This window comes from Pseudarthrobacter sp. BIM B-2242 (genome assembly GCF_014764445.1).
GTDB lineage: Bacteria > Actinomycetota > Actinomycetes > Actinomycetales > Micrococcaceae > Arthrobacter > Arthrobacter luteus_A.
Genome location: NZ_CP061721.1, coordinates 4175826 through 4199633, shown reverse-complemented (window position 1 = coordinate 4199633; position 23808 = coordinate 4175826). Strand labels below are relative to the sequence as shown.

The 23808-nt window shown below is 65.7% G+C and carries 24 protein-coding genes; 8 read left to right on the top strand and 16 right to left on the bottom strand.

Going from position 1 to position 23808, the window contains the following annotated elements:
* Nucleotides 1–7: 7 nt before the first annotated feature.
* Nucleotides 8–1132: an asparaginase gene (locus IDT60_RS19365; RefSeq protein WP_191080294.1), complete on the bottom strand. Its 1125-nt coding sequence runs from the start codon at nucleotides 1130–1132 to the stop codon at nucleotides 8–10.
* Between the two features lie 26 nt (nucleotides 1133–1158).
* The gene (locus IDT60_RS19360) at nucleotides 1159–1893 is read right to left on the bottom strand and encodes a FadR/GntR family transcriptional regulator (protein WP_191080293.1); all 735 of its coding nucleotides are present in this window, start codon (nucleotides 1891–1893) and stop codon (nucleotides 1159–1161) included.
* Nucleotides 1894–2017: 124 nt separating this feature from the next.
* On the opposite strand from IDT60_RS19360, the gene IDT60_RS19355 reads away from it, so the two are divergent.
* Nucleotides 2018–2431 (top strand): hypothetical protein, encoded by a 414-nt coding sequence (locus tag IDT60_RS19355; protein ID WP_164204083.1) that lies wholly within the window; start codon nucleotides 2018–2020, stop codon nucleotides 2429–2431.
* A 34-nt stretch (nucleotides 2432–2465) separates the two neighbouring features.
* Here the strand turns inward: IDT60_RS19355 and IDT60_RS19350 are convergent, their stop codons facing one another.
* From IDT60_RS19350 to IDT60_RS19340, 3 genes are all read right to left on the bottom strand, one after another.
* The gene (locus IDT60_RS19350) at nucleotides 2466–4313 is read right to left on the bottom strand and encodes a glycoside hydrolase family 15 protein (protein ID WP_191080292.1); all 1848 of its coding nucleotides are present in this window, start codon (nucleotides 4311–4313) and stop codon (nucleotides 2466–2468) included.
* 96 nt (nucleotides 4314–4409) lie between these two features.
* A complete protein-coding gene (locus IDT60_RS19345; RefSeq protein ID WP_191080291.1) occupies nucleotides 4410–5450 on the bottom strand; it encodes a hypothetical protein in 1041 nt (346 codons plus the stop codon).
* 199 nt (nucleotides 5451–5649) lie between these two features.
* The gene (locus tag IDT60_RS19340) at nucleotides 5650–6735 is read right to left on the bottom strand and encodes a thermonuclease family protein (protein WP_191080290.1); all 1086 of its coding nucleotides are present in this window, start codon (nucleotides 6733–6735) and stop codon (nucleotides 5650–5652) included.
* 256 nt (nucleotides 6736–6991) lie between these two features.
* Between IDT60_RS19340 and IDT60_RS19335 the strand changes: the two genes are divergently transcribed.
* Together IDT60_RS19335 and IDT60_RS19330 are read left to right on the top strand one after the other, a co-directional pair.
* The gene (locus tag IDT60_RS19335) at nucleotides 6992–7270 is read left to right on the top strand and encodes a helix-turn-helix transcriptional regulator (protein ID WP_191080289.1); all 279 of its coding nucleotides are present in this window, start codon (nucleotides 6992–6994) and stop codon (nucleotides 7268–7270) included.
* Nucleotides 7267–8520: a type II toxin-antitoxin system HipA family toxin gene (locus IDT60_RS19330; RefSeq protein WP_191080288.1), complete on the top strand. Its 1254-nt coding sequence runs from the start codon at nucleotides 7267–7269 to the stop codon at nucleotides 8518–8520. Before IDT60_RS19335 ends, IDT60_RS19330 begins: the two co-directional genes overlap by 4 nt.
* A gap of 14 nt (nucleotides 8521–8534) precedes the next feature.
* On the opposite strand, the gene IDT60_RS19325 is transcribed toward IDT60_RS19330, so the two are convergent.
* Nucleotides 8535–9467 carry a hypothetical protein gene (locus IDT60_RS19325; protein ID WP_191080287.1) on the bottom strand — a complete coding sequence of 311 codons (933 nt, stop codon included), beginning with the start codon at nucleotides 9465–9467 and terminating at the stop codon, nucleotides 8535–8537.
* Between the two features lie 68 nt (nucleotides 9468–9535).
* A complete protein-coding gene (locus IDT60_RS19320; RefSeq protein WP_164204097.1) occupies nucleotides 9536–10153 on the bottom strand; it encodes a uracil-DNA glycosylase in 618 nt (205 codons plus the stop codon).
* Nucleotides 10154–10279: 126 nt separating this feature from the next.
* Here IDT60_RS19320 and IDT60_RS19315 point away from each other — a divergent pair, with 126 nt between their 5' ends.
* Complete coding sequence (locus IDT60_RS19315) at nucleotides 10280–10780, top strand: hypothetical protein (RefSeq protein WP_191080286.1); 501 nt, start codon at nucleotides 10280–10282, stop codon at nucleotides 10778–10780.
* Nucleotides 10781–10787: 7 nt separating this feature from the next.
* Here IDT60_RS19315 and IDT60_RS19310 read toward each other — a convergent pair whose 3' ends face one another.
* The 5 genes from IDT60_RS19310 to IDT60_RS19290 all read right to left on the bottom strand — a co-directional run bounded on the left by IDT60_RS19310 (nucleotide 10788) and on the right by IDT60_RS19290 (nucleotide 15252).
* On the bottom strand, nucleotides 10788–11168 hold the full coding sequence (locus IDT60_RS19310; protein WP_164204101.1) for an RNA-binding S4 domain-containing protein: 381 nt from the start codon (nucleotides 11166–11168) through the stop codon (nucleotides 10788–10790).
* A gap of 55 nt (nucleotides 11169–11223) precedes the next feature.
* Nucleotides 11224–11883 (bottom strand): GntR family transcriptional regulator, encoded by a 660-nt coding sequence (locus IDT60_RS19305; RefSeq protein WP_191080285.1) that lies wholly within the window; start codon nucleotides 11881–11883, stop codon nucleotides 11224–11226.
* A gap of 119 nt (nucleotides 11884–12002) precedes the next feature.
* Nucleotides 12003–13001, bottom strand: a complete 999-nt coding sequence (locus IDT60_RS19300; protein ID WP_191080284.1) for a transketolase family protein — start codon at nucleotides 12999–13001, stop codon at nucleotides 12003–12005.
* Nucleotides 12998–13864, bottom strand: coding sequence for a transketolase (locus IDT60_RS19295; RefSeq protein WP_191082030.1), 867 nt, complete (start codon nucleotides 13862–13864; stop codon nucleotides 12998–13000). The genes IDT60_RS19300 and IDT60_RS19295 overlap by 4 nt, the downstream gene beginning before the upstream one ends.
* A 50-nt stretch (nucleotides 13865–13914) precedes the next feature.
* The gene (locus tag IDT60_RS19290) at nucleotides 13915–15252 is read right to left on the bottom strand and encodes an MFS transporter (protein ID WP_191080283.1); all 1338 of its coding nucleotides are present in this window, start codon (nucleotides 15250–15252) and stop codon (nucleotides 13915–13917) included.
* Between the two features lie 191 nt (nucleotides 15253–15443).
* Here IDT60_RS19290 and IDT60_RS19285 point away from each other — a divergent pair, with 191 nt between their 5' ends.
* Genes IDT60_RS19285 through IDT60_RS19270 form a run of 4 tightly spaced genes read left to right on the top strand, consistent with a single transcriptional unit; the run spans nucleotide 15444 to nucleotide 19412 of the window.
* Nucleotides 15444–16268, top strand: coding sequence for a sugar phosphate isomerase/epimerase (locus IDT60_RS19285; RefSeq protein ID WP_191080282.1), 825 nt, complete (start codon nucleotides 15444–15446; stop codon nucleotides 16266–16268).
* Nucleotides 16269–16309: 41 nt separating this feature from the next.
* Nucleotides 16310–17083 (top strand): SDR family NAD(P)-dependent oxidoreductase, encoded by a 774-nt coding sequence (locus IDT60_RS19280; RefSeq protein ID WP_191080281.1) that lies wholly within the window; start codon nucleotides 16310–16312, stop codon nucleotides 17081–17083.
* A 41-nt stretch (nucleotides 17084–17124) separates the two neighbouring features.
* Complete coding sequence (locus tag IDT60_RS19275) at nucleotides 17125–18894, top strand: dihydroxyacetone kinase family protein (protein ID WP_191080280.1); 1770 nt, start codon at nucleotides 17125–17127, stop codon at nucleotides 18892–18894.
* Nucleotides 18891–19412, top strand: coding sequence for an RpiB/LacA/LacB family sugar-phosphate isomerase (locus IDT60_RS19270; protein WP_167525097.1), 522 nt, complete (start codon nucleotides 18891–18893; stop codon nucleotides 19410–19412). The genes IDT60_RS19275 and IDT60_RS19270 overlap by 4 nt, the downstream gene beginning before the upstream one ends.
* A 24-nt stretch (nucleotides 19413–19436) precedes the next feature.
* On the opposite strand, the gene IDT60_RS19265 is transcribed toward IDT60_RS19270, so the two are convergent.
* The 4 genes from IDT60_RS19265 to IDT60_RS19250 all read right to left on the bottom strand — a co-directional run bounded on the left by IDT60_RS19265 (nucleotide 19437) and on the right by IDT60_RS19250 (nucleotide 23692).
* Nucleotides 19437–20543, bottom strand: a complete 1107-nt coding sequence (locus IDT60_RS19265) for a sulfite oxidase (protein ID WP_191080279.1) — start codon at nucleotides 20541–20543, stop codon at nucleotides 19437–19439.
* 116 nt (nucleotides 20544–20659) lie between these two features.
* On the bottom strand, nucleotides 20660–21520 hold the full coding sequence (locus tag IDT60_RS19260) for an SDR family oxidoreductase (RefSeq protein ID WP_191080278.1): 861 nt from the start codon (nucleotides 21518–21520) through the stop codon (nucleotides 20660–20662).
* Between the two features lie 9 nt (nucleotides 21521–21529).
* Complete coding sequence (locus IDT60_RS19255) at nucleotides 21530–22534, bottom strand: aldo/keto reductase family protein (protein WP_164204119.1); 1005 nt, start codon at nucleotides 22532–22534, stop codon at nucleotides 21530–21532.
* A 93-nt stretch (nucleotides 22535–22627) separates the two neighbouring features.
* Nucleotides 22628–23692 (bottom strand): aldo/keto reductase, encoded by a 1065-nt coding sequence (locus IDT60_RS19250; RefSeq protein WP_191080277.1) that lies wholly within the window; start codon nucleotides 23690–23692, stop codon nucleotides 22628–22630.
* Nucleotides 23693–23808 lie beyond the last annotated feature (116 nt).

Here is a 23808-nt window from a genome sequence, read left to right as displayed (position 1 = left end):
AGGGTCCTCAGCGGGTTTCGTTGTCGGGGTTGGACAGTGTTGGTGCAGCCAGGAAATTCAGGGATTGCAGCAGGCCGACGTGGTGGCCGCCGCCGAAAACGGGGGCCGTGCTGATACCGGCCAGCGGCGCAGTATTCACGCCGAGGCACTCAAGCATGTGGACGGCGGCGGGCATCCGGGCGCGATCGCCGCCGTCTGAAATCTTGATCGCGACGGCGCGGCCATCGGGCAGGCCCACGAGCTGGACACCCTCAAAACCGTCCTTTGCCACGGCGCCGGGGAGCAGCCGCATCAGTTCGGTGACGTCGCGGCGCTCGCCGGCCACCATGTCCGGGTGCTGCCGCATGGCAAGTCCGACGGCGGCTTCCGCCAGCAGCGGGGCCGCCCCGCCGTCGTCGGGGGTTCTTGCAGGAGTATTGGCGGCGGCGGCAGCTGCAGCGATGGTGCCGAAGGCGCGGGCCATGCCGCGCAGGGTGAGGGCGAACAGCGGAGTGCCGCAGCCGTCGGTGCTGAGGGCCAGTGGCTGCTCGCCGGTCAGGTCGGCGACGGTGGCCGCGACAGCCTGCTGCAGCGGGTGCGACGGGTCCAGGTAGCCCTTGACCGGCCAGCCGTTGATGACGCAGGTGGCGGCCATGGCGGCATGTTTGCCGGAGCAGTTTTGGGTGACCTGTGTGGCGTGGAGTCCGGAACGCAGCCAGTTTTCGCGCTCGCTGGTGCCATAGGGGAGGTCGGTGCTGTTCTCCAGGTCGTTGGCGGTGAGGCCGTGCATGGCGAGGATGCGCTGGGTACCGCCGCGGTGCCTGGCTCCGCCGGAGTGGCTCGCTGCAGCCAGGGCGAGCAGGTCGGCAGGCAGTTTCAGGCCGGCGCGGACCATGGCCACGGACTGCAGCGGCTTGAGTGAAGAACGGGGGTAGAACGGAGCCAGGGGATCGCCAGCCGACGCCAGGATAGAGCCGTCCGGGGCCGTGGCGATGGCCGATCCGTAGTGGATGCTTTCCACTAGTCCGTCGCGCGTGGCAACCACGAGGGGTGCGTGCTGCGGAAGGTTTCCGCTGTTGATTCCGGACCGGAATCCGTGTGGAGCTGTGCCGGGGACGGCGGTTTGGGCAGCAGAAAGGGCAGCGGCAGGCATGAGGTCCTAGGAGTCTTGTTCAGGGATTACTTGCTGAGGATGGAATCGAGGGCAAGGCCCACGGCGCGGAGATGTTCTGCCATCGCTTTGCTGGCTTCGTCTGCTGAGCCTGCTTCGATGGCTTCAAGGATCCGCTGGTGTTCGGTGTCCGAGGCGTGCTGGCGGTCAGCCACCATGTTCAGCGTCTCGGACTGGAAGGCCAGGGCTCCCCGGATATCCGCAACCACGCTGGCGAAAACCTTGTTGCCGCTGGCCCGGGCGATGGCGGCGTGGAAGCTGGAGTCCAGGGCAACCCACGATTCCGGGTCGGTTTCGGCGGTCATCGCGGCGACGATGCTCCGCAGCGTCTCCAGTTCCTCGCCTGTCCGCCGCTGGGCGGCCAGTCCGGCGGCGGGGACTTCGATGTGGGGCCGGGCTTCGGTGAGGTCCCGTGCGGAGTACTGTCCCAGCGTGAGGTCGTTTGCGACCTTGTCGGCCACCACAAAGGTGCCCTTCCCGGTCTTGGTGACGGTCAGGCCTAAGGCCGTGCAGGAACGCAGGGCTTCCCGGATCACTGAGCGGCTGACGCCGTACTGCTGCGAGAGGGACGCCTCGGAGCTGAGCTTCCCACCCACCGCCACTTTGCCGGATTCGATGTCAGCCCGGACGGCATTGAACACCGCTTCGGCAGCGCTGAGCCTTGCGAGAGGCAAGGTTCCGGCACTCTGCTCGTGGTGGGTGGTGGCAGGCTGTCCTGCTGTCCGGCTGTCTGACAGGTTCACGCCTTAAATATGGCACGGGTCACAGGGCGTGTCAATGTCGGCGCCATGCCGCGGGCGATATCTGCCCGGTGTGTCACCTGCCGTAAGCAGCATTTTTGCAGTGGCGGGAGGTTAGCCTCCTGCCATGGATGAATACTCTGAGGAACTTCGCAACCTGGCCTTTATGGCTCTGGACCATGCCATCGACTCTGTTGTCTCTTCCGGCACCGACCTGGTGCCCTTCGTTATTCGGGAAACCGGAGATCAACGGAATCTGCAGCGCTATCTCGCCGGAAATCAGCTCGAGGAAGGCGTGGCCGCAGCCAGGCGGTCGGTCAGTGAGGATCCACGTCCTGACCGTGCAGCCCTTGCCTGGGATGGATTTATGACCACCTCGGAAGGCCGGCAGGAGGCCGTCTTTGTTGAGTCCTACGAACACGGCACGCCCGCCGGGTTCATCCTGGCCCAGCGCTACCAACGGGCCGGTTTCCTTAAACGGAAGCGGGAACCGGTGGGGAATCCCGCTCTGGTGGAGAAGAATACGGTGCCGCTCTTTTAGCCTTCAGCGTTGGGATTCCGGGGCCCGCAGCGGATCAGGACTGCGAGGCCTTGCGGCGTTGCGCTTTCAGGAGCCGCAGTCCGCTGGACAGGACGCCCACGTGGCTGAAGGCCTGCGGGAAGTTGCCGAGGAACTCCCCGGTGTCCGGATGGATCTGTTCGGGGAGCAGGCCGAGGGGATTCGCCCGGCTGCACAGGGATTCGTACAGTTCATGCGCCTCATCCAACCGTCCTTGCCCCGCCAGGTTGTCCACCAGCCAGAAGCTGCACAGCAGGAAGGCGCCTTCGCCGCCGGGCAGTCCGTCCGGCGACTCCTCGGGCAGGTAACGGAAGAGAAGTCCGTTGCCTGCATCCAGACTGGAAGCGATGGCCCTGGTGGTGGAGACCATTCTTGGGTCGTCGAACCTGATGACATTCCGGATGGGCAGTGACAGCAGGGCAGCGTCCACGCCGCCCGTCCCACCGAGCTGTTCAGTAAAAGTGCGGCGCTCCGGATTCCAGGAGAGTCCCAGTGCCGCGTCGTGGATCTCCCGGGCCGCCGCGGCCCAGCGCCGGGTGGGATAGGGCAGCTTGTGCTTCCGGGCGATCTGGATGGCCCGGTCCAGGGCCACGTGGCACATGGCCGCCGAGTAGGTGAAGGGACGCCCGGCGGTGCGGACCTCCCAGGGGCCGCTGTCCGGCGTCTTCCAGCTGGTGATGGCTGCTTCCACGATGGGGACCAGTGCCGCCCACAGGTGCTTGTCCACCGGCTGGCCGCTGTTGGACCACTGGTAGGCGATGTCCACGATTTCACCGTAGACATCGTGCTGCACCTGGTGGATGGCGCCGTTCCCCCACCGAACCGGGGCGGAGCCCCGGTAGCCCCGCAGAATTGGATCCACAACTTCCTCGGGCGGCTGCGAACCGTCCAGCGCGTACATCACGTGTGGAACGCCGTCGCGCTCCACATTGGTGAGCACCCAGGCGAGGAACACGTCGGCATCACTGCGGTCACCGATCCGCCGGAAGACGTAGTTGGAGAAGGACGCGTCCCGCACCCAGGTGTAGCGGTAGTCCCAGTTGCGCGGGGCGCCCGGCCATTCGGGCAGGGACGAGGTGGCCGCTGCCATGATGGCACCGGTTTCCGCATGATCGAGGAGCTTCAGGGTCAGGGCCGAGCGCTTCATCAGCTCGGCCTGCGAGCCCTCGCAATTCAGGCCGGAGGACCACTCCCGCCATGCCCGTACGGTCTGGTCGATGAGCTTTTTCGCTTCCGGCCGTTGCCGCAGCCGGAAGCGCCCTGACCAATGCAGTGAGACCGTCAGTGTCTCGCCTGCGCGGAGCGTCAGCTCGGCGCTAAGTCCCCGTCCGTCCGGCCGAAGCTCTACGGAGGACCATAGGTAGACCTCGGCCGTACCGTTCACCGGCCAGTCGAACCTCCACCCGCCCGCAAGCTGGTCAAAAGTGGTGCCGATCTTGGGGACCAGGCGAACGCGAACCCGGATGTCACCGCCCACCGCCTCCGCATAACGCAGAAGCTCATGCCTGCCCGCCGGAACCGGTTCTGCGAGATTGGCACCGGAGCGGAGCGTCATGCAGTCCGTCACCTTGAGCATGCCGTGGTCCGATAGCAGAGACGTGACAACGACGCCGGAGTCCTCCGTGTACCGCTGGGTGGAGGAAAGGAGCGGCAGGGGAGCGATCTCCAGGAGGCCGCCGGCGTCCGTGTCCAGGATTCCGGCAAGGAACGGCGGGCTGTCGAACTCGGGGAGGCAAAGCCAGGAAATACCGCCGTCGCGCCCCACCAAGGCACACGTGGATCCGTCGCCGATGAGGCCATGATCTTCGATGGGCAAGTACCCGTCGAGGCGCTCCACCGGGCGCAGCGATGCCGGAGCATGCATGCTCGCTGGCTCCTTCAGATTCTGCTTACCTGTGACTTAATTGTCTCGCCATATCGGGTGCGGCGCCACCGGCCGGGGACGGTCTGGGACGGTTGTTCACCCGTAGGTTTCGACTGTGGAGGCGATGGTTTCGCGAACCTCAGGGCGGTCTTGGAACGCTGGCAGGCTTCCCACTGCGCCATCTCCGATAAACGTCAGGATCTCATCAGCCGTAAAGAGACCGACGCCGCGTGGCGACCATCTCTCGGGTCCGATGGTCGCTGCTCCGGAGGCGATGGCAATGATGGGGACAACGTTGACGCCGGGGCCCAGAGCTGAGCGGTAGTGGTCTGCGGCATCAGCGATTTTGGTGTGCCGGTGACCGTCATCGCCTTTGGAAGAGACCGCGAGCCCTTTCCTGTTCGGGTGCCAGCTGTAATGCGCGGGCAGGTCAATCCATGAGTCGATCAAATAGACACTGTTTCCGTGGGTTACCGCGTGCTCCACGCCGATCCTCTTGGCTCCGGGCGACTTCAACCCGTGGAATACGTAGATGCCGGGAATCCTGACGAGCCTATTCAAAAGCAGGCCCATCACCCATATGCCGCTGCGACTCGAATCACCGGAACCGCGGCCCCATTCGGTTGGTTGTGTCCCGTAGACATACTGGCTGTTGGAAGCCGCAACCTCAGTTCTTCTAAAGAGCGGGGCTCCGAACAAAGCCACCGCAAATGCGGCAGCGAGAGTGCCGAGCCCAATCACGCCCCCGGCGCCGGCGCCGGCGCCCGTGCCGAACAACGATGCCAGGGAGCCAACCGCAAACAGGGCGGATCCTGCAGCGCCGAGGATGACGAATATCCGGCTCCCGCTCCAGACCATAAGCGCCGCTATCAGCATCACGAAGGAGCGCAACATATGAATGGGAACGTCGTCATATCCCAATAAAGGGGAAAGTAGAAAGGGGACCAGGAAGACAAAAGCCACGAATGCTGCAAGAAAGGCGATCGCCTTGCCGGATATGGCCGGCACTTTAACGATCGCGCTCCCCACGGCTGATCTGGCTGATGCGTCTCTGTATCCGGCGAAATCGGTGTTTAGCCACCTGCCCTGCGTGATTGTGATGCCGCGGTTGGCCAGTTCCTCTTCCGCGTTTTCCACGGGATATTCCACCTAGGGTTTGATGAGTGCGTGTCTACTTCCTATCACTCCACAAGACATCCAAAGCTCAAGGAGCTTTCATTCCCTGAGGTGCCCGCCGCGTGCCGGCATTCTAAGTGGGCACCTTCGGCTCCTCACCGGCTCTGATGAAAACAGCGGGCCCCCAACGCACTGGTGACCCGCTGCCATCCCCTTATCGCTAACAGGGTCGCCAGCTCTTCCCGCCCGGTGCGTAGCAGCGCGGGCCCGTGTACTTCGTGGCCGGTGGTACATAAGGGGCGGGAGCGGGCGGAATGTACGGTTGAGGTGCCGGCGGGATGTAGGGTGCGGGTGCCGGCAGCCCGCGCAGGCGCTCGGCTTCGGCCTGACGGGCCGCTTCAGCTGCTGCCGCGTCGTCCGCCGCCTTCTTTTCAGCCGCCGCACGTTCCTCTGCAGCTTTCTTTTCTGCTGCAGCCTGCGCTTCTGCGGCCAGGCGGTCCTCGTGGGCCTTCTTCTCCGCTGCGGCGAGGGTGCCTTGCAGCGTCACCGTTTCGTCCCGCTTCTTCTCTGCGGCTGAAACCTTGCTATCCAGCGTCGAAAGGTACGCCGCGGTGACGGTGGCGGTCAGGCCGGCCCAGTAGATTGCCCTCTGGGCGTCCTTGCCTGCGGCGATAACTGCTCTGAGGGCCTTTGCGGCCGCCAGTTGCGTGACTAGTGCTGCCGCAGCCGCGCCGGCATTAGCTGACGTGGCTGCGGGCTCGGCTGTTGCCACGGCCTCGAGCGCCTCTGTCGTCTGCGCAAGCCGGGCAGGTATCGTGCAGTCGACCTGATCGGAAAAGAGTCCGCTCTTGGCCGCCCTGGCCTCCGCGTACGCCGCTTCGACCGGCGGCAGGAACTTAATGTTGCCGTCGAACTGCACGGGGATGCCCAGACCTTCCCGGGCTATGTTGGCGTTGACAAGTGATCCGTCAGGCGCAAAAACCCCAGCGAGAGTCCGGCCGTATTTGTCGTGGCGCTTGGCGTCGAACTCGAGCCTGACCTGCGTGCCTTTTGGCAGCAGGCCCTCCAAGTATTCCGTGGCCTGCGGGCCGAGGCACTCGACAGGCTGGGCGGGGTCCTTCGTCTCCGGGGTGTCTATATTGAGCAGCCGAATCGTGTGGTCCCCGTTATTTATCGACACCACCAAGGTGTCACCATCGATGACCCGGACCACGGTTCCGGAATCTGCATTCGCTGCAGACGCGACGACCACTGAGCCCGCCACCAGCGCAGCCGCGGCGACTGGTGCGACGAGTAGTTTCTTCATTCAAAACTCTTTTCTGAAACAGGCGATCGGAGTGGAAGGCTACGGGCAACGTTGGTTGAACCTGAAAGTTTCCTCCCAACATGCTGGACGCTGCGGGACAAGGAATCGTCAAGATTTGCTCAAGATGTTGCAAGCTGTCAGTGAAAGCGATGCTTGAGCGGTACGTTCGTACCGTTCTAAGTCTTTTGCTTCATTCGCCATCGGCGTAGACTCTCGGTGAGCACAGAAACGGCACGATCGTACCTATGGGAGAGTCATGGCTGATCAACTCGCGGGCCTCCTGGCCGCTGAGGTCCGCTCGCGGCGCGGGCAGCTGGGCCTCACCCAGCGGGATCTTGCCGATATGGCCGGAGTCTCCGAACGCTTTGTCCGGTTCGTTGAACAGGGCAAGCCGAGTGTGCAGCTGGATTCGCTGACTGCGGTCCTGGAGACCTTGGGCCTCGAACTCCGGCTCGCCACCAGAACCAGCCAGGCAGTGCTCACTCCCGGCAGCCCCGCGGCTGCCGCAGGCAGCGTCAAAGAAACACAGCCATGAAGCACCGCGTCGCCGACATCTACAAGGCGGGCGTTCTGGCCGCGAGGCTGGAACGGCACGACGGCGGCACCCGATTCAGCTACCTGCCGGCCTACCTCCAAAGCGGGGGGCCCGCCGTCGCCAGTTCCCTGCCGCTCACCAGCGAGCCGGTGCTCTCAGCGGCAGGTGCGGCGCCGCCGTATTTCACCGGGCTGCTGCCGGAGGGCCGCCGGCTCAATGCGCTGCGGCGCTCCATCAAGACCAGCGCCGACGACGACCTGTCCCTGCTCATCGCCGCCGGCGGAAACCCGGTGGGCGACGTACAGATCGTGGGTCACGGCGAACCGCTGGACCCGGACGAGCACGCCGTCGAACTGGACCCGAAGCTGCCCATGGACTTCGACCAGCTGCTGGGGGACCCGGACCTGATCGATCCCGTGGCCCTCGCCGGCGTGCAGGACAAGTTGTCCGCCGGCATGATCTCGCTCCCCGTGGCCAGGGCCGGCAAGCGCTACATCCTCAAGCTCAACGCGCCCGAGTTCCCGCACGTGGTGGAGAACGAGCTGGTGATGTTCCGGTATGCGGCCAAACTGCGCATCCCCGTGAGCCCTGTGCAGGTGATCCGGGACGTAGCGGGCCGGCCAGGGCTGTTGGTGGAGCGGTTTGACCGGATCCCCGTTCCCGGCGGAGGGGCCAACGAGGTCCAGCGGCTGGCGGTGGAGGACGGCGCTCAAGTGCTGAAGCTGTACCCGGCAGACAAGTACAACGTGGGGTACGGGACGGTGTGCCGGGCGCTGGCCGATCACTGTTCTGCACCGCTCCCCGCGCTCCGCAACCTCGCCATCCAGGGGGCATTCGCGTGGCTAAGCGGCAACGGGGACCTGCATGCCAAAAACGTCTCCATGGTCCAGCTGCCGCACGGGGAGTGGACCATCGCCCCCGTGTACGACATTCCCTCCACAGTGGTCTACGGCGACAAAACCCTGGCGTTGACGTTGAACGGAAAGCGGAGCGGCATCTCGCGCCGGCACTTCCTGGCCTGGGCCAAAGACCTTGGGCTCACGGACCGCACCGCCACGCAGGTGATCGAGCTCGCCCTGAAGGCATCAGGCCCGCTGATCGCCGATCTGGACGCCGGTACCGCCTTCGCCGCCGCGCCAAGTGCGCCAAGTGCGGGAAGGAACGACGGCGGCGGCTCACCCTTTCCGGACATGGTCACCAGGGCCTGGGTCAAGGAACTGAAACACCGCCGGAGGCTGCTGGAGGGCTGAACGGGGGAGGGCCATCACAAACCGTCGTGCCACTTGAGGACACGCAGGGCGCGGAGGGTATTCCACCGGCTTGGTTGCCCGTCGCCGTCGTCCACGGCGAAGTGGACCTTGCCCGGATGGGTGTTCTCCAGCAGCCAGGTGCCGTCGGACTGCTGCTTGGACCGCACCACCTCCGCTGCTTCCCGCAGGCGTTCGTCCGGGCTGCATCCCGTGGCGCGGAAGTAGTCCAGGCCGCGGAGCACGTCGTAGAACCAACGGGTGGGGTAGGAGAACTGCAGCCAGTCGGGGCTGATCAGCTCGCCGGAGGACTTTCGCCGCAGCAAGCTGCGGTCCAGAAGGAATTCTTCTCCGGCGCGGCGTACGTCCCGCGACCGGGAGTTCCCGCCGGTGGAACGGTCGTGTTCCAGGAGGCCCTCCAGGACACAGATGGTTGTGTGGAAAGAGGATCGGGTGGATCCTCTTTCCGCCTCACAGTTCCAGCCCCCGTCGTCGAGCTGTTCCCGGCACAGCCTCTCCACCACGGAGTCAACGTTTTCGCCGAAATACGCCCCGAGTGCCACGGTCATGCCGTTGATGCAGGGTTCGGTTTCACCCTCGAAGAACGGCTGGTTGCCTTCTTCCCAGCGGCTGTTGTCCCGCACCAGGGTGATCGCGTGCCGGGCCTCCCTGCTGCCGGGGTCCAGCCCGAAATCCCGCAGGAGCAGCAGGCTGTAGGTTGTGGCGGTCCAAGGCTGGCTGTCCGGATCGTCGTCCTGCGCCGGCCAGTAGGTACCGCCGTCCCATTGTCCGTCGGGGCCCTGGAGCTGAAGCAGCCGGGCGCCCCAGCCATGAGTGGCAATGCGGCTCCGCTCGGCCCGGATCTCTTCAGCCGGAGCCCCGGTAAGGTCGCGCAGGACCTGCCAGCGGATCGCGGGATCGGAGTCCAGAAGCCAGTCGAGCACGTCCATTCGCCCAACCTAGCACCGCGGCGGGCGGCGCCACAGAGGGGAGTCCCGTCGCGGTGCGTTCCCGGGAACTAAAGGTGCTGGATGCCCGCCCGCTGCATGGCGTCCTTGTATACTTCCACGCTCTTGGCCAGCAGATCCTCCTGTTTCGCTTCGGAAACAGCAAAGGCCCGCCCGCCGAGCGCGCTGGCCTTATAGATCTTGATGCCGCTGTTCTTCAGTGAAGAGTGGTAGGTCTTCTCGAACAGGGTGAGGAACGTGGACGCATCCGTGCCGTGCGCAATGACTGCGGAGACGCGGCGGTTGATTTTCAGGAACTGCCGGAACGGACGCAGGCCATCGGTTTTTTCCTGGACGTTCAGGGCCGAGGGCAGTTCCGGATCGCGGACCCACGGGTAGGCGTTCCACGGCATGACGTACCGCGGATCGAGTTCCGCGAGTTCGTAGATCTGGGTGGCGCGGCGGGCTGCCTCGTCATCGTTGAAGTGGGAGACAAACCCCGATTCAGTGCCCTTGCCGGGGCTCACATGGAGGCTGACGATCCGGCATTCGTCCTCGTCATGCACGGGGTCGATGTACGGGACGACGGACCCTGGCTTCTTTTCCATGAGTTCATCGCAGAGCTGCGTTACAGCCGCGATGTTTGGTTCCTGTAGCAGGGCCTTTTTTTCGTCCCAGTCAATCGTCACGATCTCTCCCTCAGCAGCACGGCGTCCAGAATCAGGCGTCTTAACCCACTCTACGCTTTTGGACGTTTGGGTGCGCAGTGCTGATTCCTGCACCCGCGCCGGGCGGGGCCGGGTAACGTCGTCAGGATGAACAGGAAAACGCTCAAGTCTGACGGCTTTGTTGGGTTCAGGCCGTTCGACAGCCTGGAGATCATCAGGGTTCCCCAGGGCCCCGGCCTTTTCGCCGTCCTGCGGCCCAACGAGTTCGAGCCGCACTTCCTCAAGAGAAGCACCGCAGGGGTCTTCAAAAAGAAGATCCCCACCCTGCCGGCGGACGCTATCTGGACTGAATGGGTGGACGGCGCTGACATTCTCTACATCGGCAAAGCGGGGCCAGGCAGCAAAGGCAACCGCGGCCTCCGCATCCAGATCAAGGAGTTCCTGGACTTCGGGCGCGGCCTGCCACCGGGCCATTGGGACAGCCGGCTGATCTGGCAGCTGACCCACGCGGACGAGCTGATCCTCGCGTGGAAGGAACTCCCCGCGGAGGAAGTAAGCCAGGCCGAGGCCGCGTATCACGCAGCCTTCGTTGCGGACCACGGCAAGCTACCGTTCGCGAACCTTGTGCAGGCGAAATCCAAAAACTAGCCCTCGCCTAAGAACCTTTGAGCCGTTCCATCTCCCGCCGGTCCTTTTTGGTGGGCCGTCCCGCGCCACGGTCCCGCTGCGGGAGACCCAGTGCCGGCGCCACGGGCCTGGGCGGGGTGTGGTCGGTGAAGCAGTGCGATGCCGCCTCCGCCCCCACGCGTTTGGCGATCAGGCGGCGGACCTCGAGGATGCGTTCAAAGCCGGACATGCGAATGGTGACGGTCTCGCCGGTGACAAGCGTGGCCGATGCCTTCGCAGGGCTGCCGTTAAGCCGCACGTGCCCGGCCCGGCACGCGGCCGTGGCTGCGGAACGGGTTTTGTACGCGCGGATCGCCCACAGCCACGCGTCGAGACGGACGCTGGCGGGGGAGGCGGGAAGGCTGGTCATGGCTGGCACCGAGTATACGGGCTTTGGTTGGGGCGGCGACTAAAGCCCGCCCGCCCTACGCCACCAGGTTCGCGGCAGCAGTGTCCATGTGTTCGCGGATCGTATTCCGGGCCAACGTGGCGTCGCCGGTCTCGATCGCTGCCACGATGTCGTAGTGCCGGTCCACACTCATGTTTCGTACACCTTTTTCCTGGCCCGCGAACATGATGGACATCCGGATGGACCCCTCCAGGGCCTCCCAGGAATGCAGCAGTGTCTCGTTGCCGGTGAGCCGGCACATGGTCCGGTGGAATTCCAGGTCCGATTCAACCCGGTCCTGCATGCTGGATTTCTCGGCAGCGGCCATGGCTTCAATAGCGGTCTTCAGGGAGCTGATGACGTGCTGGCGGTCCGGGAGTTCGCAGAGGGTGCGCGCAGCCAGCGATTCCAGCGCGGCCCGGACGGAGTAAATGTCACGGATTTCCTTGGCATCAAGGTGCCGGACGGACAGGCGGCCTCTGGGTCCGGCTGAGAGCAGGCCTTCCTGTTCCAGCTGGCGCAGCGCTTCCCGGAGGGTGCCGCGGCTGATCTGGAGCATCTCGGACAGTTCGGTTTCCACAAGGTGCCGCCCCGGTTCCAGCTCCCCGCTGGTGATGGCGGCGCGCAACGCGGCAAGTGCCTGCTCGCGCAGGCTCTTCTTCTGCAGTCCCAGCAGCGGTGCTGTTGCTCCGGCCATGGTGATACTTCCTCAATGTCATTGGTCGACTGTTTACAGTCGATCTGTTAACAATCGATGGTACGGCAGAAGCGCGACGCCGGGTGGTTTCGGCGCCGCGCTTCTGATCTGGATAGGTCCTACTTCAGTTCGGCAAGTACCTTCGCCACGATCTTCTGGACGGTGAGTCCGTAACGGTCGTGCAGTGTGGGCAGCGCACCGGCGTCGAGGAATTCGTCCGGCAGTGCCACCGGCACGACGCGATTGCCGAGTCCGGCGGTGACAACGGCGGAGGCGACGGTTTCGAAGAGGCCGCCGATCACGCTGTGGTTTTCCAGGGTGACGGCGAGCCGGTCGGTGTTGATTTCAGCCAGGACGGTCTCGGCGTCGAACGGCTTGATCGTCGGCGTATGGACCACCGCGACGTCCACGTTGTGCTCGGCCAGGGCCTTGGCCGCCTGCAGGGCGCGCATGGTCATCAGTCCGGAGGAGATGAACAGCACGTCGTTGCCGCCGCGCAGGACCTTGGCTTTGCCCAGTTCGAAGGTGTAGCCGTACTCGTCCAGGACGGTGGGCACGTTGCCGCGGAGCAGCCGGAGGTAGGTGGGTCCTTCGGAGGCTGCGAGCTGGGGGACGGCCTGTTCGATGTCGATCGAGTCGCAGGGGTCCACGATGGTCAGGTTCGGCATGCCGCGGAAGATCGCCATGTCCTCGGTGGCCTGGTGGCTGGGGCCGTAGCCGGTGGTCAGGCCGGGGAGGCCGCCCACGATGTTCACGTTCAGGTTCGGCTCGGCGGAATCGAGGCAGAGGAAGTCGTAGGCCCGGCGGGCCGCGAACACGGAGTAGGTGGACGCGAACGGGACCAGGCCGGTTTCGGCGAGGCCGGCGGCGGCACCGAAGAGCAGCTGTTCGGCCATGCCCATCTGGAAGAACCGCTCCGGGTAGGCCTGGGCAAAGATGTGCATGTCGGTGTATTTGCCCAGGTCCGCAGTGAGCCCAACGATCTTGTCGTTCTCCTGCGCTGCTTTGACCAAGGCATGGCCGAACGGTGCGGACGCGGTCTTCTGGCCGGGATCCGCGAAGGAGGCGATCATCGCCGAGGTCTTCAGCTTCGGCTTGGTGACGGCTGCGGTGCTCATGCTGAAGCCTTTCCTTCGTATCCTGCGGTGAGTTGTCCGCGGCAGGTCTGCCATTCGTGTTCTTCGATGCGCATGAAGTGCGCCTTTTCGCGTTCCTCCACCAGGGTCACGCCGCGTCCCACCTTCGTGTCGCACAGGATCACGGAGGGACGGCCGACGGCGGCGGCTTGGGCAGCTGCGTTATCGAACGCTGCGAGCAACGCACCGACGTCGTTCCCGTCCACGCGCTGGGTGTACCAGCCGAAGGATTCCCATTTTTCGGTGACGGGTTCGGTGCGGAGCACGGTGTCGGTTTTGCCGTCGGCCTGGAGGGCGTTGATGTCCACCATGGCGGTGAGGTTGCCGAGTTGGTGGTGGTGGGCGCCCATGGCCGCTTCCCAGGTGGAGCCTTCGTCGAGTTCGCCGTCGGAGAGGAAGTTGTAGATCCTCGCGTCGGAGTTCTGGTAGCGGAGGCCCAGGGCCATGCCCACGGCGATGGTGAGGCCGTGGCCCAGGGAGCCGCCGGAGATTTCCATGCCGGGGGTGTAGGTGGACATCCCGGACATCGGGAGGCGGGAGTCGTCTGATCCGTAGGTTTCCAGTTCGGAGACGGGGACGATGCCGGCTTCGGCCAGGGCGGCGTAGTGGCCGATTGCGTAGTGGCCGGTGGAGAGCAGGAACCGGTCCCGGGCCTCCCATTCTGGATCCTCGGCGCGGTAGCGGAGCTGGTCCGCGTAAACCACGGCCAGCATGTCCGCGGCGCCGAGGGCCTGGCCCACGTAGCCCTGGCCCTGGACCTCGCCCATGTTCAGGGCGTGGTGGCGGATCCGGTACGCCGCGGCACTGACGCGTTCGAGGCGTTCTGAAGCAGTTTCCTGGGGCATTCGTTCCTTCTGCGGGAGTTCGGGCGTGTGCAGTTCGTGCGTGGCAGTCATCAGACGTTCACCGACTGGGGGGTGCTTTTGGTGGCCTCATCTGCCAGCTGGCGTTCGCGCTTGCCCCAGGTTTCCCGGGTGACGAGGGCGGCCCAGAGGCCGATCGCTGCGTAGAGGCTGAAGAGCAGGGCCGGGCCCATCCAGCCGAGGGCCACGAACAGCAGGGTGGTGATGAAGGGGGTGAAGCCGGAGACCATGGCGGAGATCTGGTAGGCCAGCGAGGCGCCGGAGGAGCGGGTCTTGGCCTGGAACAGTTCGGGGAACCACGGGCCCTGGGCGCCGGCCAGGGAGTTCTGGCAGACGGCGTAGGAGATGACGATGGTGGCGATGACGAAGATGAACATGCCGGTGTTCACCAGCAGGAACATCGGGATGCCGAAGAGCAGGGCGAAGGCGGTGGACCAGATGTACAGCGGCCGGCGGCCGATCCTGTCCGTGAGCCGTGCCCACGCCATGGTGGCGAAAATACCGATGAAGGACGCGATGCAGAGGGCCACAAGGGTCTGGGTCTTGTCAGCGAGCTGCTGGGTGTGCAGGTAGGAAATCATGTACGTGATGGAGACGGCGTAGCCGGCCGTCTCGGCGATGCGCAGGCCGATGCCGCGGACGATGCTGCGCCAGTCGGTCTTGATGACCTCGATGATGGGGTTCTTGACGATCGAGCCGCTGTCCTTGACCTCATCGAATACGGGGGACTCGGGGACCTTTGAGCGGATGATCAGGCCAACTGCCACCAGCACGATGCTGGCCAGGAACGGGACGCGCCAGGCGAGTTCACCGCCGAGGTTCACGCTGACGAGGAAAACGAGGTTCGCCAGGAGCAGGCCGACGGGGAAGCCGGCCTGGACGATGCCGGTGTACTTACCCTTGGACTTCCAGGGTGCGTGCTCGTAGCTCATCAGGATGGCGCCGCCCCATTCAGCGCCGAAGGCCAGGCCCTGGACCACTCGGACGAAGACCAGAAGGGCCGGAGCCAGCAGGCCAACCTGCTCGTAGGTGGGCAGGAGGCCGATGAGGAAGGTGGCCACACCCATGAGGATCAGGGAGGCTACCAGGACGGGCTTGCGGCCCACCTTGTCGCCGAGGTGACCACCGATGATGCCGCCGATGGGGCGGGCAGCGAAGCCGACGCCGAGGGTGGCGAAGGCGGCAAGGGTTCCCGTGACCGGATCGCCGGTGGGGAAGAACGCCGTACCGAAGTACAGGGCAGCGGCCGTACCGAAGCCGATGAAGTCATATGTCTCAATAACGGCGCCAACACCGGAGCCGATAGCAACGCGCTTGGCGTCCTTGGTGCCATGCACGTGGCCGCGCATTTTCAGAGCTTCATTGCTCATAGCTGTTTTACCTTTCGAAGAGCGAGGAACGCTTCCGCACCGCCGCTGTCGACTGTTAACAAATGATATGCCCCAAGTGTGACCCGCATCATGCCGCAATGTCAACAGTCAATGTTTGAGGTTGACTGTCAACAATGAATTGACCTACAGTGATTCACATCACCACCCGCTTATCCAGAGGATCAACGACGATGTTCAACTCCCGACTCGGCTGCTCGTCCATCAGCTTCAGGCATCAGGACCTGCCGGCCGCCCTGCGGACCATCAGCGGCCTGGGCTTCGAAGAAATCGACCTCGGGGCCCTCCCGGGTGTGTGCGACCACGTGCCGTACAACCTTGACGCAGCCGCGGTTACCGCGGTAACCGCGGAGGTGGCCACTTCCGGCCTACGGGTCCGTTCAGTCAACGGGGACATCGGCGACCTCAATGCAGTGCTCGACGCCGGCGCAAGCGAAGCGCGCGAACGGCACCTCGAGGCGCTGCTTACCCTCACCCGTAACACCGGTGCCAAAGCGCTGGTCCTCCCGTGCGGCGCACTAAACCACAACCCGGTGCGGAGTCCCGACGAGGACCTGGACCTCATCGCCGCCCAGCTGACCCACGCCGGACAGCGTGCGGCAGAGTTCGGCGTCGAGCTCTGGACCGAATCCCTGCACTTCCTCCGGTTCTGCTGGAACCTGGAACGCGCGGAACTGCTGGCCCGGCGGCTGGCCGGGACCGGCGTCGGCATCGTTATGGACTTCAGCCATATTGTTGCCGCCGGCGAAGACCCGCTGCAGTACCTCGAACGCCACCAGGGCCGGATCTCCCACGTCCACCTGCGGGACGCCGTGCCGGGAAACATCAACCTCAGCATCGGCAACGGGCAGACGGACTTCGCCGCCGGGCTCCGCGCCCTCGCCGTCCAAGGCTATGCGGGCCACTTCTCGCTCGAACTCGAAACCCGGGACGTCACCCACGACGAACGCCCCGCCGCCGCAGCCAAAGCGGCAAGCTTCATCACCGACCTCATCTGACCACCACTCTGAACCACCACATAAGTAATCCAAGGAGCATCATGACCACCATCCAGCGCACCGCCGTCCTCACCGGAGCAACCTCCGAGCGGGGCATCGGCATCACCACCGCCCGCCGCTACGCCAGCCAGGGCTGGGGTGTGGTGATCCTGGACCTCGATGGCGAGAAGTCCGCCAAGGTCGCCGCCGAAATCGGCAACGAATTCAACGTGCCGGCGTTCGGCCACGAGATCGACGTGGCCAACGAGGGCTCCGTCACCGCCGCCTACGCTGCCGTCAAGAAGGAAATCGACGCCGGCATCCTTCCCCCGGTGGGCGCCCTTGCCAACATCGCCGGCATCACCTCGCCGGTCCCGTTCCTCGAGACCACGCTTGAGCTCTGGCACAAGGTGATGGACGTCAACGCCACCGGCACCTACCTGGTGACCAAGGCGTTCCTGCCGGACATGATCGAGAACGGCTGGGGCCGGATCGTGAACATGTCCTCCGTCTCCGCCCAGCGCGGCGGCGGCGTCTTCGGCAAGGTCCCCTACTCCGCCGCGAAGGCCGCCATCCTCGGCTTCACCAAGGCACTGGCCCGCGAACTCGGCACCGCAGGGGTCACGGTCAACGCCATCACCCCCGGCGCCGTGGACACCAACATCCGTGTGGGCAGCACCGAGGAGCAGGAAGCCGCCATCAACGCCGGCATCCCCCTGGGCCGCAACGCCACCACCGAGGAAGTGGCCGCCGTCATCACCTTCCTGTCCTCCGAGGAATCCGCGTACCTCACCGGCACCACCATCGACATCAACGGCGGAAGCCACATCCACTAGCAGCCCGCCCCGAAGACCAAGTCCACGTCAGAGAGCCCACCATGACCAAGATTTTCAACGATCCGTCCGAGTTCGCGGAAGAAGCCCTTGCCGGGTTCTGCGACATCCACTCCGGCCTTGTCCGCCAGGTCCCCGGCGGCGCAGTGCGGCGCCACCGTCCGGCCAAGGCAAAAGTGGCGGTCCTCGCCGGTGGCGGGTCCGGGCACTATCCCGCGTTCGCCGGGCTGATCGGGCCCGGACTGGCCGACGGCGCCGTGGTGGGCAACATCTTCACCTCGCCTTCCGCCCAGCAGGCCTACGCAGTGGCCAAGGCCGCGGAGTCGGGCGCCGGCGTCGTGTTCACCTACGGCAACTACGCCGGCGACGTGATGAACTTCGGCATGGCCAGCGAACGCCTCGCCGCCGACGGAATCCGGGTTGAAAATGTCCTGGTCACGGACGACATCGCCAGCGCACCGCCGTCGGAATCAGAAAAGCGCCGCGGCATCGCAGGTGACTTCACGGTCTTCAAAATCATGGGAGCCGCAGCCGAAGCCGGCGCGGACCTGGCGGACGTTGTCCGGCTGGGCCGGAAGGCCAACAGCCTGACCCGCACCATCGGCAGCGCCTTCCACGGCTGCACCTTCCCCGGCGCGGACGCACCGCTGTTCGCGCTCAAGGACAAGCAGATGGGCCTCGGACTGGGAATCCACGGCGAGCCGGGCCTGTTCGACACCGACCTGCCGTCCGCCAAGGAACTCGGCCAGGAGTTCGTCACCCGACTGCTGGCGGAAACGCCGGAAGGCGCCGGTGACCGGCTCGCCGTCATCCTCAACGGACTTGGCTCCACCAAGCATGAGGAACTTTTTGTCCTTTGGCTGACGGTGGCTCCGCTGCTCCGGGAGGCAGGCTACACGCTGGTCATGCCCGAGGTGGGCGAGCTGGTCACCAGCCTGGACATGTCCGGTGTGTCCCTCACCATCACGTGGCTGGATGACGAACTGGAGCCGCTCTGGACCGCACCGGCCGAGACACCCGCGTACCGCCGGGGAAATGCTGCCATTCAGTCCGGTGATGCGTCGCGTGAGGAAACGTCCGACGACGCCGGCGAACCGGCCGCCTTCGAGGCCACGGAGGATTCGCGTGAGTACGCCGTCCGTTGCGTTTCGGCGCTTGACGCCGCCCGTGACTGCCTGCACGGCGCCGAAACGCGGCTAGGGGACATGGACGCCATCGCCGGCGACGGCGACCACGGCCGCGGAATGGTCCGCGGGATCGACGCCGCAACCTCCGCCGCGTCAGCCGCGGCCGGGCAAGGCGCCGGGGCCGGTTCGGTCCTGATCGCCGCGGGTGACGCGTGGGCGGACAAGGCCGGCGGCACCTCCGGCGTCCTTTGGGGCGCGGGGTTGCGGGCGTTCGGGGAGTCGCTGGGTGACCGGCAGAGCCCTGACGCCGAGGAACTGGCGGCCGGCGTGCGTGCCTTTTCAGACAGGATCACCGGTCTCGGCAAGGCAGAGCCCGGCGACAAAACCATGGTGGATGCCCTGGTGCCGTTCACACAAACCCTCACCCGCCTGGCAACCGAAGGCGCGGAGCCGGGCCGGGCGTGGGACGCAGCGGCCCTTGAAGCAACAGCGGCGGCCGGGGCCACAGCATCGCTGCGCCCCCTGAAGGGGCGGGCGCGGCCGCTCGCGGAAAAGAGCGTGGGCACACCGGATCCCGGGGCTACCTCCCTGGCGATGATCTTCACCGTGATGGGACCGTTCCTGGCCGCGTCCGGGCATCCCGCCGCCGCAACCACCAACAGCCAGCCGGCAGGAGCACTCTCATGACCACCACAGCAGCACGCACAACGGCAGCACCCCCCGCGGCAGGGAAGGCCGGGCTGCGTCTGGTCCTGGGCGCCGACGAAGCCGGCGTCGACTACAAAAACCGCATCCTGGCCGACCTGCAGGCCGATCCAAGGATCAGCGAAATCATCGACATCGGGGTCAACCGGACCGACGCCCCGGCGGACTTCGTCAGGCCCTACCCCTATGTGGGCATCGCCGCGGGCGAGATGATCCGTGACGGTAAGGCGGACCGGGCCATCCTGTTCTGCGGCACGGGTATCGGGGTGGCCATCGCTGCCAACAAGGTGGACGGAATCCGCGCCACCACGGCCCATGACTCCTTCTCCGTGGAGCGCTCGGTCCTGTCCAACGACTGCCAGGTGCTCACCATGGGGCAGCGGGTGGTCGGTGTGGAACTGGCCAGCAGGCTGGCGAAGGAATGGATCGGCTACACCTTTGATCCCGCATCGGCCTCGGCGGACAAGGTCAAAGTCCTCACCGACTTCGAAGGCTGCTGACGCGGCTGGACTCCGGAGCGGAGGTTATTCCACCGTGACCCTCACCCGCTGAACCATGTTGTTGCCCATCCCCTGGTAATTCCAGTTCTGCGCCAGGGGCTGGCTGGCGCCGGTGCTGTCGGTAGCCCGGCAGGCGAGTTCGTGTTGGCCTGGATCCGCCACCCACGGCAGCGTCCATTTACACCAGGCAAACGGCCCGGCCGGCTTCTCCAGGTGCGCCGGAATCCACTGCCCGTCAATCCCCACCTCAACTCCGGTCACCGCACCCTGTCCGGACCAGGCCCTGCCCTGCAGCATCACGGGCCCGTGCGGCAGGACGCGCTTGCGTTCGAAGAAGTCCGGGATGCCCGGGGGGACCATCAGCGAACGGATCCGGATCCGCGAAACCGGCACACCGGCGTCGTGCGCGGTCTCCTGGTACTGGTACGCGACTGCCTGCTGGTAACCCCCGAACGGGACAGTCACCACGTCGATCGACTGCAGCCATTTAACACTGGCCATGCCGTACCAGCCAGGGACCACCAGCCGCAGTGGATAGCCGTGCTGCGGCGGAAGGTCGCTGCCGTTCATCCTGTAGGCAAGCACGACGTCGGGACGCATCGCCTCGCGGATCGGGAGGCTGCGCGCGTACTGTTGCGGGACGCCGCCCTGGATGCCGGCGTCGGCTCCGGTGAACACCACCTCCACCGCACCCGGCAGGACCCCTGCCTTCGCGAGCAGGTAGGCCAGCGGCACGCCGGTCCATTCGGCCGTCCCTACCGCTTCGAGGACCCAGGGCTGGCTGAGCGGCCTGGGCTTGAGCAGTGAGCGGCCGTTGCCCGCGCACTCGAGGGTGACGGGCACAGTAATGGCAGGATCCCGTTTCAGCGCTGCGAGGCTCAGCTCCAGGCATTGCTTTACGGCGCCCTTGATCTGCAGGTGCCAGCCCGCCGCCGCGGTGTCCGGGATGTCGAAGTGCGTGAGCACATAGTGCAGGCCCGGGGGAGTGAGGTTATGGCGGAGGGCTTCGAGCGGCATCGAATGGTTTCGTGCCGCCAGTTGCAGTTCCTCCGCAGTCAGGGGGCCCGTGGTGGGCTCGCCGGGATGCAGGGTGAGGCGGTCGGACAGCCGGTGCTTGTAGATCTGCTTCATGGCGGTGCGATTCTGCTCGGTGCGGCCAGGCGTTCCCCCTCTTCACAGGTTTACGCCCGGCCGCCCGCCGGGTCAACGGCGTCTTGCTGTCCGCCTCCGGCAGAAACGTCCGCCGGCTACAGCTGCGGCTGCGCCAGGAACTCCGCCAGGCTCAGCGGGTCCCGGCCGGTGAGCGCGCGAACGTCCGGTGACAGTCCGGCAAGCTCGCCGGCGGCAATGGCCGTGTACGTGCTCACCCACGCGTCCACCTGCCAGGGCGGTGCCCCGTAGGACGCGCGGGAGGCGTACGCTTCCTCAACGGTTTCCGGGTGATACGTGACGGTCCGCCCGGTGTGGGCCGTGAGGACTTCCGCCGCGGTGCCCAGTGAAATCTCCTCGGGCCCGGTCAGGTTGTAGGTGGTGCCCACATGGAGTGCAGGATCCCGCAGAATGGTTACCGCTGACCGGGCGACGTCCTCGCGGGAGACTGCCGAGACCAGGCCGTCCCCGGCCGGCCCGCGGATCACGCCGTCCTGCCCGGCCAGGAGCGGCAGGAAGTCCAGGTAGAAGTTGTCCCGGAGGAACGTGAAGTCCATCCCGGATGCCCGGATCCTCGCCTCGGTGGCGTAGTGGTCCCTGGCCAGGGTGAACGTGGCGTCCGGGGCCGCGCCGTAGAACGACGTGTACACCACGTGCTGCACTCCGGCGCCGGCCGCGGCATCGATGAAACTGTAGTGCTGCTCCAGCCGGTCCTCGGCCTCGGCCGCTGACACCATAAACAGGACCTTGGCTCCCTCCAGGACCTGGCCGGCCAGGGCGCTGTCCGCATAGCTGAACACCAGCGGGACCGCACCCTCGAGCTCAGGGGCGCGGCCGGCGTCGCGGACCAGCAGGCGCTGGGCGGTGCCGGCGTCGGCGAGTTGCCGGGCCACCATCCCGCCCAGGCCGCCGGTGGACCCGGTGACCGCCAGATCGGGCAGGGTCGGAACAGACGTCAAGGGATCCCCTTACCTTTCGCGGGTAGCGGGGGACGTGGTCTTCGCCGGATCGCGCTCCGCGAGCGAGCCGATGGCGTCGTCGATCTTCTTCAGCACCTCGGGCTCGAGGGTCACCCCTGCCGCAGCGACGCTGTCGGCGATCTGCTCCGGGCGGGACGCGCCCACGATGGCAGAGGCCACGTTCGGGTTCTGCAGGACCCAGGCCACCGCAAGCTGCGGCATCGAGAGTCCGGCCTCCTCGGCGATGGGCTTGAGCGCCTGGACGCCGGTGAGGACGTCATCGCGCATCCAGCGTTCGATCATTTTGGCGCCGCCCTTGTCATCGGTGGCGCGGCTGCCTTCAGGCGCAGGCTGGCCGGGCAGGTACTTTCCACTCAGGACCCCCTGCGCCATGGGAGACCAGACGATCTGCGAGACGCCCAGCTCTTCCGATGCCGGCACAACCTCAGCTTCGATGACCCGCCACAGCATGGAGTACTGCGGCTGGTTGGAGATCAGCTGGAAGCCCAGTTCCCTGGACAGAGCATGGCCTTCGCGGAGCTGCTCAGCCGTCCATTCGCTGACACCGATGTACAGGGCCTTGCCCTGCCGGACGATGTCCGCGAACGCCTGCATGGTCTCTTCCAGCGGTGTTTCAAAGTCGTAGCGGTGGGCCTGGTAGAGGTCCACATAGTCAGTCTGGAGCCGGCGCAGCGAGCCGTTGATGGACTCCATGATGTGCTTGCGGGACAGGCCCAGATCGTTCTTGCCTTTGGGGCCGGTGGGGCCGAAGACCTTGGTGAAGATCTCCAGCGATTCGCGGCGCTCGCCCTTCAGCGCCTCGCCGAGGACGGTTTCCGCGGCCGTGTTGGCGTAGACGTCCGCCGTGTCAAAGGTGCTGATGCCGGCGTCGAGCGCTGCCCGGACGCACTGGGTGGCGACGTCGTTCTCCACCTGGGAGCCGTGGGTCAGCCAGTTGCCGAACGTGATTTCCGAGACTTTGAAGCCGCTGTTTCCGAGGTATCTGAATTCCATGGTTTCCACGCTAACGGAGTTGGTTGCTCAGGGTAAGGGCTTGGCGGGGTGCGGCTTGGGGAACCTACGACGACGGTGCGCCGGGTACCGCGGTCAGCGGCGGCGGAGCTCCGCGTACTCAAGGGACGGCACCACGGCGCCCGCATCACGTTCCACGAAGTTGGTCCCCGGCGGGACCAGCTCGTCGATTGCATCCAGCACGGGCTCACTCAGCAGGGTGTCGGCGGCCTTGAGGTAGGCCTGGAGATGGGCTTCGGTGCGCGGGCCGATGATCACGCTGCTCACTGCGGGGTGGTTCAGGGCGAACCCGATGGAGAGGTCCACCAGGGAGATCTCCAGCTTGTCGGCCAGCCGGGCCAGCGAATCCGCGGCCAGGAGCTTCCGTTCGCTGCTGGGCCCGGAGATGTCGTAGCGTCCCGGCAGCGAATGAACGCGGGTGGGCGGCTGTCCGGCGTCCAGGACAAACTCGCCGGACAGCCAGCCCCCGGCCAGCGGACCGTAGGCGAGCACGCCAAGGCCGTACTGCTGCGCGATGGGAAGGACGTCGCGTTCGTTGCCGCGGACCAGCATGGAGTAGGGAACCTGGTTGGCCACGGGCGGGATCAGGTGGTTTGTGGTGGCAAGCCACTGGGCCTCCACCAGCTGAGCGGGGGTGAACACGGACGTGCCGTAATAGAGGATCTTGCCCTGCCTGATGAGGTCGTTCAGGGCGGTGATGGTCTCAAGGACATCCGTGTTGTAGTCCGGCCGGTGCGCCTGATAGAGATCGATCCGGTCGGTCTGCAGGCGGCGGAGGCTGCCTTCAACGGCCTGCATGATCCAGCGCCGGGAGTTGCCGGAGTGGGCCGGGTTGGGGCTCATCTGCCCGTGAAATTTGGTGGCCAGGAAGACGTCGTCACGGCGGCCGCGGAGCGCCCGGCCCACCACCTGTTCGGATTCGCCCTGCGAGTAGACGTCGGCGGTGTCCACGGCGGTGATGCCGGCGTCCAGTGCCGACTGGATGATGCGGATACTTTCGTCCGCCCCGGTAGGAGCAGCGCTAGTCAGGCCGCCGCCCGAAGCACCGCCGGGGCCTTCGCCGAAGTTCATGGTGCCCAGCGTGAGCGGGCTGATGGGTGTGCCCGAGCGGCCGAACACCCGAAGTTCGCTGAGGCTCATCCCCGGCTCCTGACGATTGATTTTCCATGCGGATTGCTGTGGATCGTCATGACGCTACACAAATTCGATGGAGCGGAAAACGATTCGCGCCTTAGTAGTTCGCTTTTCGTAGCGGG